Source organism: Streptomyces sp. NPDC005791, from assembly GCF_042871485.1.
Taxonomy (GTDB): domain Bacteria; phylum Actinomycetota; class Actinomycetes; order Streptomycetales; family Streptomycetaceae; genus Streptomyces.
The window spans coordinates 276,542-285,433 of record NZ_JBIAIP010000011.1; the positions used below are offsets into that span (position 1 = coordinate 276,542).

General features: G+C 66.6%; 7 protein-coding genes and 2 pseudogenes. 5 read left to right on the forward strand and 4 right to left on the reverse strand.

The window, feature by feature from the left end:
- Positions 1-24 precede the first annotated feature (24 nt).
- From ACFYSH_RS22880 to ACFYSH_RS22890, 3 genes are all read left to right on the forward strand, one after another.
- A complete protein-coding gene (locus ACFYSH_RS22880) occupies positions 25-411 on the forward strand; it encodes a hypothetical protein (protein ID WP_388754806.1) in 387 nt (128 codons plus the stop codon).
- Between the two features lie 552 nt (positions 412-963).
- Positions 964-1,227: a hypothetical protein gene (locus ACFYSH_RS22885; RefSeq protein ID WP_359472581.1), complete on the forward strand. Its 264-nt coding sequence runs from the start codon at positions 964-966 to the stop codon at positions 1,225-1,227.
- Positions 1,224-1,673, forward strand: coding sequence for a hypothetical protein (locus ACFYSH_RS22890; protein ID WP_359472583.1), 450 nt, complete (start codon positions 1,224-1,226; stop codon positions 1,671-1,673). Before ACFYSH_RS22885 ends, ACFYSH_RS22890 begins: the two co-directional genes overlap by 4 nt.
- 430 nt (positions 1,674-2,103) lie before the next feature.
- On the opposite strand, the gene ACFYSH_RS22895 is transcribed toward ACFYSH_RS22890, so the two are convergent.
- From ACFYSH_RS22895 to ACFYSH_RS22905, 3 genes are read right to left on the reverse strand one after another with little or no spacing between them, the layout of a single operon-like run.
- Entirely contained in the window at positions 2,104-2,691 is a 588-nt protein-coding gene (locus ACFYSH_RS22895) for a hypothetical protein (protein WP_388754794.1), read from the reverse strand.
- A 2-nt stretch (positions 2,692-2,693) separates the two neighbouring features.
- Positions 2,694-4,937: a DUF6571 family protein gene (locus tag ACFYSH_RS22900; protein WP_388754797.1), complete on the reverse strand. Its 2,244-nt coding sequence runs from the start codon at positions 4,935-4,937 to the stop codon at positions 2,694-2,696.
- Between the two features lie 12 nt (positions 4,938-4,949).
- Positions 4,950-5,366, reverse strand: coding sequence for a hypothetical protein (locus ACFYSH_RS22905; protein WP_359472589.1), 417 nt, complete (start codon positions 5,364-5,366; stop codon positions 4,950-4,952).
- Between the two features lie 1,252 nt (positions 5,367-6,618).
- Here ACFYSH_RS22905 and ACFYSH_RS22910 point away from each other — a divergent pair.
- A pseudogene (locus ACFYSH_RS22910) lies at positions 6,619-7,445 on the forward strand (glycoside hydrolase domain-containing protein).
- A 276-nt stretch (positions 7,446-7,721) separates the two neighbouring features.
- Here the strand turns inward: ACFYSH_RS22910 and ACFYSH_RS22915 are convergent.
- Positions 7,722-8,180: pseudogene (locus ACFYSH_RS22915) on the reverse strand (transposase); the annotation flags it as partial.
- A 50-nt stretch (positions 8,181-8,230) separates the two neighbouring features.
- Here ACFYSH_RS22915 and ACFYSH_RS22920 point away from each other — a divergent pair.
- Positions 8,231-8,892 (forward strand): ISAzo13 family transposase (locus ACFYSH_RS22920; RefSeq protein WP_388754800.1); only part of this gene is annotated, 662 nt, incomplete at its 3' end.

An 8,892-nucleotide genomic window follows, 5' to 3' on the forward strand; every position in this document is an offset into this window, starting at 1 on the left:
GTCGTCACGGACCCGGCCGGCGAGGTGCTGTGGATCTCACCCGCCCTGCCGGGCCGCACCCACGATCTGACCGCAGCCCGCACCCACAAGATCGTCCGGATCTGCGAACGCCGGGGAGTCCCCTCCTGGCCGACCGCGCCTGCACCGGCGCCGACCCCTGGGTCCCCACCGGACGGAAACGGCCACCGAGCGGTGAACCCCCCCACCCAGCGCACCGTCAACCGCGCACCCGCCCAGGCCCGAGTACCCGTCGAACTCGCCCGGGGCGTCAACGTCACCGGACGCCCGCGAACACTCCACCCAACACCCCCCAGGCCCCACTACGAAGGTTGGGGCGGAAGGCTAACCGATACGCCTGCGGCTCCCCGGGCCCGGTCGATACTGAGTGTGACTGCGCCGGGCAAGGGATAAGCGGCAACGAAGTCGACGGCATGCACGACGGCTGAGCCGCGCGGTCGGCTGCCGTGCGGCGGATGCGCCGGGAGGACCGCCTCCCACTGCGGTCACCGGGAGCGCCCCGTAGCCGTGCGGTACGTACCGCACGGCACCCCGGTCGCCGGGGATCGAGGAGGACGGAGCGGGACGCAGCAGGATGTGAATGTCCGGCTCTGTGACGTTTCCGCAGGTGAGAGGCGTCACTCGTTTGGGTTCGAGTCCCACCCGCCCCACCCAGTATCCCCAGGCAGAATCGTTCTGACCTGGGGAAACGTGTTTTTCGGGGCGTTTTTGCGTTAGGTGTTCGCCTCACGGGGTGTGGCGGACGTGGGCTCTCACGCGTCGACAGTGTTTCCTCTACGGCTGTGACCTGGGCTTTTCTGGTGTCGCGACCGTGGGAGGGTTAACAGTGGTCCCACGGCCGCCGTGGAAGGCGATGGGGCGCCCCCGTTTCGGCGGGAGGAAGGGGTCGTGCGCGGCTGGTGTTACGCCACGCGTATAGCTGGGGCCGCGTGGCATACTCCGAGTATGGCGACTCGGAAGATTACGATCACGGTGCCGGATGAGCTGGTCGAATCGATCAAGGGGCGGGTTGATGCCCGGGGGGTGTCTGCCTACATCGCGGCAGCCGCGGCGCATCAGGATGCTATGGACCGGCTCCGGGAGTTGACGGACCGCCTGGAGACAGAGTTCCGTCCTGTATCGGCCGAGGAGGAGCGAGCGGCACTGGAGCGCATCGCGGCCATCGACGACTGGCATGACGAGCACCGCTCACCCGGCGCCGCAGCGTGAGCCGTTCGAAGCGCGCCGGTGTTCCCTCTGCGCGTCGGCGCGCCTTCGTCCTCGACTCCCAAGCGCTGTCGAAGACGGTCCAGGGCGACCGTCAGATGACGGCCTTGGTGAAGGCGGCTCCACGCCTGGACATCGCTGTCGTCACCAGCGCGCTCACCACGCTGGAGGCGTGGAACCCTCAGCTGGGTGCGCGCCAAGGGCTGTGGGACTGGGCGTTGTCCCGAATCGATGTGGAGCACACTGATGATCAGGTGATCTCCCTGGCCCGCGGCATGCTGAAGACCGCTGGGCTGCATGGGCACAAGTACGACGCCATCGACGCAGTCCTGGCTGCCGTAGCCGTCAAGACTGCGAAGCGCGGCTTCGAGGTCACCGTCTTCACCTCGGGTGCCGTCGACATGGACAAGTTCCTGGCGGGCCATCGCATCCGGGTGGAAAGGATCTGATCACAGACGCCGGCGCCGGGGCCCGCCCGCTTCGGCTGCGGCGGAGAATGGAGGGACGCGCTCCGGGTGCCGCGCCGGATCGCCCGTGCTTGGAGCCGGCGTCACAATCGGATTCTGCCTGGTATCCGCTTCCGCGCCCGCGGCACACCCACCTACCGGGCACACCCCCTCAGCCTCGACCAGGACTCCTGGGTGAGGTGGAGCAGTGGCTCCGATAAAAAGACACGTGCTCGAACTGCCGTCCACCCCCTCTGGGGCAGGGCCGGTGCCGTTGTCGCCGCCGGCCTTCAGGTGGCGCTGCCTTCCGGGTGGCGTGAGGGGCAGTACAGGCGCCGACGATCGGGTCAACGGTATGGGTCGTCCGCGAGCCTGGCCTACCTGCCGCGGCGGCGAGGTGCGGCGGCAGGCGGGCGGACCGGTCAGGCGACGGTCAGGCGGCGCAGCCGTACTTCTTGGCGAGCTTGGTGGCGGCCTCCCGCACCACGGCCGCATTGTTGCGGATCGCGGGGTCGTCCCGGTCGACGAGGTCCTTCTCCTCTTCTTCCCCCTTTTTCGAGGGCGCAATGAGCGCCACCGTGATGTTCGGCGCCGTCGAGCCCATGCGGGCGGCACAGCCGGCGGGCAGGTTGGCCTCGGCCTTGTCGGGAAGCGCCCAGCCGGTGACGCCGGGGCCGAGGGGGACAGAGTTCTTGGGCTTGTAGTGAGGGTCGTTCCGGTTGTCTTCGATGATCAGGGTGTAGACCCCTCGGGGGTGGTCGCTGTCCGCGTTGGCGCGCAGCACCTGGCACCCCTTGAACACCGCGTGATCGGTGCTCTTGCCCTTTCTCTCCCACTCCTCCGCGCTGACCTCGCCCCCCTTGCCGTCGTCGATCAGTTCGGCCGTCTGCCGGCTGAGCGCCCCATGACACAGCGTCTGCGGCAGCGGCGGCTTCTCCCCGTCAGGCCAGAAGCTCGCCGTCACGACGGCCACCCCGGCGGCGCCGAGCACGATGGTCAGCGGCAGCCACTTCCTGTCCATGTCTACGGCTGTCCCATCTTCTTCTGGGCGTCCTCGATGCCCTGCTGGTACCAGTTCTCGGCAGTCGTCTGGAGACCGTCCTCGTACTCGCCCGGGCTCGCGTCCAGCTCCTCCGTCGTGAGGCCCTTCTCGGTCGCCATCTTCCGCATCATGGCGTTCATCTGGTTCTCGCCGTTCTCGAAGTGGTTGACCATGTTCTTACGAGTTTCCTCGTCGACCGTGGCGTTGAGCTCGTTCATGTACCCGGCCGTGCCGGCGTCGACCGTGCGCTGGAGCGCGTCGCCTACGATGGGGATGGCCGTCAGGGGTGCGCCGATGGTGTGGTAGTTCATCCTCTGGTTCCAGGCGTTGGTGTCCTTCTCTGCCTGGCCGAGGTCGTAGATGACGTCGCCGCGCACGCCGTCGAGGTGGCCGAGCACCGACGCCGACTGCTTGACCCAGGCGCGCATCTCGGGATCCTCCTTGCGGTACGAGTCCGGCGGGAAGCCGTTCAGTCCCTCGGCGATCACCACACTCTGCGAGTGGTGCATGACACCGAACGCCTTGGGGTCCTCGGCGACGCCGCGCATGAGACGGGTGAGGTCGCCCCGCTCGATCGTGAGGTTGTTGAAGTCGGTCGGCCCGTCCATGTTCTTGCCGAGGATCTGGTGCACGTCCGAGGCGTAGTCACCGATCATGTTGCCCATGCTCGTGCGCATGGGCAGGGGCACGGAGCTCTGGTTCTTCGGCGCGTCCTCGCCGCTGTATTCCTTGAGGATCCGCTCGAAGACCGCGGTCTCCGCGCCGTCGTGGTGGGTGGGGACGGCGTGCAGCGGGCTGCCCGGCTCGCGGCCGGTGGCGGCAGCCTCCAGAGTGGCGCCGAACTCGGTGCGGGCCGAGGTCTGCTTCAGCTCGTCGGGCATCTCGTCCTCGACAGCGCCGCCCGGCCAGTCACGGTCCTCGAGGAAGTACTTGAGGTTGTCCGTGGTGTTCGGGTCGAAGTAGCCGGTGGCCGCGGAGGGGTTGCGGCTCATCGCGTTCATCAGACCCTTCATCGGGTCTTCCTGTGTGCCCTGCCAGTTCTTCATGACGCCGTCGTAGGCGTCGTCGTTGTCCGTCTCCCACTCACGGATGGTGTCGCCGACTTCGGTCAGGAATGCCTGGCTGTAGACCGGGTCGCCCTTGTCCTTGTCGTACGGGGAGGCGTTCTTGTCGTTCGGGTCGTACGCCTTGTCGCCGACGTCGGCGGCCATCAGGTCCGTGAGGTCCTTCAGGGTCGCGGCGCCGCCCCCGATGGCCCCGGGGTGGCGCGTGGGCAGGCCGTTGCCGTCTCGGGCTGTGGTGATGAGCTTGTCGGTCCACGCCGAGGTGACGCCGCCGGGGGAGCCGATCGAGGAGTCGGGTCCGGTGGCGGTGGCAAGGGAGCCGGAGAGGGCCTTGTAGAGGCGGGCGTCGGTGCTGGAAAGTTGGCCGTCGCGGCCGCCCGACTCCAGGCTGCTGGCGAGCAGCAGCACGGCGTCCTGCTGTTCGCGGCCCTGGTAGCTGAGTTTCGTCATCAGCTGTTCGGCGAAGGCCGGCGAGTCCTTGCCTTCCTCGGCGAGTGTGAGGAGCCGCTCGCGCTCGTCGTCGTCGAGGTGTTCCCAGCGGGCGTAGAGCTTGGCGGCCTCGCGGCCGTTCTCCGCCTGCTGCTGCTCCTCGGCGCGCATCCTCTTGGCGTCGGCGACACCGCTGAGGTCGGTGCTTCCGAAGTCGTTGGGGTGGTGCTTGATCAGGGTGCGTAGGCCCCAGGCACAGAGCTCGTCGGCTTCGTTGGCGCGTTTCAGGATGCCGTTGATCTTGCCGCGCAGCTGTTCGAACTGTGCCTCGGTGGCCAGGGGTTCGGTGCTGTCCTTGGCCCGGCGGTCAGGGTGTATTCGATGGCTGAGGACGCCGTCGGGGTAGATGATGATACCCGGAGGGGGATTCTCGTAGGTGTGCTTGAGGTCGTCCTGGGCTGTCTTGAAGAGGGTGTGGGCGTCCTTGAGGAGGTCGCGTACGGACTCGGCCTCGGTGATGGCGTCACCGAATTCCTTGGCGGTCTTGGTGACGAACTCTTTGGTGACGGTGGCGTTCTCGCCCTTCCAGCTGGACTTGTCGGCCTTGGTCTTCATGGCCGATGCGTCGGTCTGGAGCGGTGAGGTCAGCTTGCCGATCATCTCGGTCCACTGGGTCACCGCCGTGTCGAGTGGGCCGAGTCTGGCAGTGAGGAGCTGTTCGAAGGTGGGCATGGCAGCGGCTCCTTACTGGAAGTACTTGCTGATCTGCGAGGCGGGAACGGCCCCGTCCGCTTCTGGGGCGACGGGACCGACGATGCGCAGCTGTGTCTCGATCCACTCGTCGTCGGCCTTCTTCGAGGCCTTCGTGTAGTCGAGGTGGTTGGAGATATGGGCGCACGCCTGAAGGAGGGTCTTCACCTGCGTCTCCCAGGTCCCGATCACTTCCGTGAACGCCGCACCGGTATCGAACCCGTCGCCCTTGAGGCTCGTACCAGCGGTCTCACTTGCCACCTTCGCGTGCTTACCGGTCGACTCGAGGCCGTTGAACAGGCCGAACGCTGCGTGGCCGATGTCCCCCAACTCGTCGTCCGAGACCACATAGTCGGCCGAGCCCTTCGCCGCCCCTGAACCGCCACTGTCGCCGGCCGAGTTCAGCCTCATCGCGGCGGCCGCCTTCAGCTCGCCCCACTCCTCTTAGAACGACATGATCCACACCCCGTGTACTCATAGATAGCCGTCTGGCGCGCCACGATACCGGCGTGATCAAACGATTCGCCAAGCAAAGGGTCTTCGACATCCTGTGGATGCATCGAAGCTCCATCGAGGAAACGGTCACCACAACCCGCTTTGGTTCGGAGGAGCTTCGAGGGAGTCCATCGGAATCGTCGCATTCGTCCACGAGTCGCCCTCGGTTGGACCGGACGCCGGATGCCGGCAAGGACGCACCTCGCTACGGAGCGTCACTTCTTACGGCCAAGAGGGACAGCTTGGCCGACCGCTTTACGGAGACGATCCGATAGCGCTGCAAGGTGGCAGTCTCGCCGTGCACCTCGGCAGCAGGGCGCGTACGCGACGGAGAACGGGTGGTGTGGCGAACGCCTAACCGATCCCCATCCGAGCCGGATCGAGGGGGATGCAGCGGGATGGAAACGGGCGGCTATGTCCGTTGTTTCGGCATCGTCGCAGGTGAGAGGCGTCACGCTTATGGGTTCGAGTCCCACCCGCCCCACCCAGCGTCCCCAGGGAGAATCGTTCTGACCTGGGGAAACGCGTTTTCCGGGGGCGTTTTTGCGTGTGGCGTTCGCCTCACGGGGGTGTGGCGAACGCGGGTCCTCGCGCATCGAAGATGAGCTCTGAACGGCTTTGACCTGGGGTTTTGTAACGACGCCGCCGTGGGAGCGTCGTGGAAGGGTCCCACCCGCCCCACCTGGTGTCCTTGCCTGGCATGTTCTGCGGTCCGAAGCGCTGTGGGCGAGGAGACCGTCGCTCGTGGACGGTCTACGTGACGTCACGGGTCGGCCGAGGACGTACTTTCCCCTGGCCTGAGCGGGCTGGAAGCTTGGCCTCGGGGGAGCGGGAGAAGGTCTTGCATGGTTCCTGTCCTTCGGGCTTCTGTCGCGTTGGTAGCCGCGGAACTCTCCCTGGCGAGCGGCGATGTTCTGCTCGGTTCGTCGACGTAGGTGAAGATCGGTAGGCGAGAGGCATTTCGCTGTCACGCGGGGTCTTGCGTTCGTCCTGATCACGACACCCGTGTCGGCTACTGTGCGATGCGCTCCGGACTTTCGGAGCGTGGTCGTCGCGCCATTGTGGGCGCGGAACTGAACCCGGGACTGCGTCAGGCCTCTGTCAGAGGACAGGCCGCTGTCCCGGGTACGTCGGAGGCGGCCACAGGCCGCACTGAATGGGGTGGGGAATGTCCAGACATCGGCTGTCCAGGAAGAGCCGTTACATCGCGTGGGCGACCACTGGGGTCGTGGTGGTCGCGGGTGCCGGTTTCGCGGCGCAGACATCCATGGCCGCTACGGCCTGGCCGGCGCAGAAGACGTACACCGGTCGGGCGTTCGACACGTGCACCGCACCCTCGCTCAGTGCGATGAAGGCGTGGAACACGAAGTTTTACGGCGCCGCCGCCGTCTACATCGGCGGCAAGAACCGTGGCTGCGCCCAGCCCAACCTGACCAAGTCCTGGGTGAAGTCGGTCAACGCCATCGGGTGGAAGGTCATCCCGCTCTACGTCGGCGCGCAGCCGCCCTGCCAGAAGAGCGCCAACCCGGAGAGGTTCACCGCTTCCACGGCTGCCTCCGTCGGCGCGAGCAACGCCAAGGACGCGGTGGCCAAGGCGTCAGCGCTCGGGATGAAAGCCGGCAGCCCGATCTACCTGAACATGGAGTCGTACGACATCACCGACAAGGCGTGCAACGACGCCACCCTCACTACGTGCGCTCCTTCACCAAAACGCTGCGCAACGCCACTTACCGTGGCGGCCTGTACGGTTTCAGCAGCTCCAGCGCCGCGGCCATCGCCACCGCCACGAACAAGACGGACCTGCCGGGCAACCTCTGGTACGCACTGTGGGACAAGAAGAACACAACCACCACGGACTGGCCGTGGAAGCCGACCCAGTACACCAACCACAGCCGCGGCCACCAGTACATGGTCAACAGCAAGGAAACCCGCGGCGGTCACACCATCACCGTTGACCGCAACGCATGGGACGCTCCGGTCGCGATCATCGGCTGACGCACCTGCGTGGTCGCTGACGGGCGACAAGGCGCGGGGCCGGTCGGTGCGGTGCGCCCGGGCCAGGCCTTTGATGGCTTGAACGCGGGAGATCGACGCGTACAGGCCGAAGCCGGGAATCCGGCCGCTCCCCGCTTTCCCTGGCCCCTCTCGTAGGGCCAGGGAAAGCGGGCAGCGGTATCCGGCCTTTCCGATGCGCTTACCGGACCGCACGGTCCTGGCTGCGCGTTCGTCGTCGGGTCTGTGTAGTAAACGGTGGGACTCAATTGGTTTTGTTCAGCGACGTCCGGCGGTGAGCCGGCCGTCGAAGATGATGTCGAAGGCTTGCAGCGCGGCCTTCCAGCGCATGGTCCAGCGTTTGCGTCCGGTGCCGGTCGGGTCCAGGCTCATGACGGCCAGGTAGACGCACTTGAGGGCTGCCTGCTCGGTGGGGAAGTGCCCCCTGGCCCGGACGGCCTTGCGGATCCGCGCGTTGATGCTCTCGATCGCGTTGGTGGTGCAGATGATCTTCCGGATCTCCACGTCGAACCGGAGGAAGGGCACGAACTCTGCCCAGGCCGCCTCCCAGAGCCTCACGATCGCCGGATACTTCCCGCCCCAGGCATCGGTGAACTCCACGAACCGCTCCAGCGCGGCTTCCTCGGTCGGCGCGGTGTAGACGGGCCTGAGCGCCTTCGCGATTTTCTCCCAGTCCTGCCGGGCCGCGTATCGGAAGCTGTTCCTCAGCAGGTGGAGCCGTAAGGAATCAAGTTGTCGCCTACCGGTCTATGTCTCGTTGGTCTGGTATGGCGATTTCGGAGGGGGAACTCGGGCGGCTCGCTGTCCGGTTCGAGGTGCTGCTGCCGCACCTGGACGAACGGCAGCGGCGCTTACTGATGGGGTCCGAGGCGAGACTGCTGGGGCATGGGGGCGTTCGGGCTGTCGCACGGGTCGCGGGGGCCAGCGAGACCACGGTCCGCCGTGGTGTTGTCGAGCTGGAGGTCGGCGATACCGTTGGGTCAGCGGGACGGATTCGGCGGCCGGGCGGCGGCCGCAAACGAACCGAGATGCTGGATCCGGAGATCGTGCCGGCGCTGATGGCACTGGTGGAGCCGGATGAGCGGGGCGATCCGATGTCTCCGCTGCGGTGGACGACGAAGTCCTTGCGCAATCTGGCGGACGAGCTGACCCGGCAGGGACACCCCGTCTCCGCGACGACGGTGGGGAGACTACTGAAGGACAGCGGGTTCAGTCTGCAGGCCCAGGCCAAGACCCTGGAGGGAATACAACACCCCGACCGCGACGCCCAGTTTCGCTATATCAACGAGCAGGCCGAGCACCACCTGGCCGATGGCAAGCCGGTCATCAGCGTAGACACGAAGAAGAAGGAGATGGTCGGCCGGCTGCCCAACCCGGGCCGTCAATGGCGCCCGAAGGGCGACCCGATCCAGGTCGATGACCACAGCTT

Excerpts from the sequence above, each read along its gene's own strand:
- ACFYSH_RS22885 (WP_359472581.1), top strand. The coding sequence starts at position 964 with ATGGCGACTCGGAAGATTACGATCACGGTGCCGGATGAGCTGGTCGAA.
- ACFYSH_RS22895 (WP_388754794.1), bottom strand. The coding sequence starts at position 2,691 with ATGGACAGGAAGTGGCTGCCGCTGACCATCGTGCTCGGCGCCGCCGGG.
- ACFYSH_RS22900 (WP_388754797.1), bottom strand. The coding sequence starts at position 4,937 with ATGCCCACCTTCGAACAGCTCCTCACTGCCAGACTCGGCCCACTCGAC.
- ACFYSH_RS22905 (WP_359472589.1), bottom strand. The coding sequence starts at position 5,366 with ATGAGGCTGAACTCGGCCGGCGACAGTGGCGGTTCAGGGGCGGCGAAG.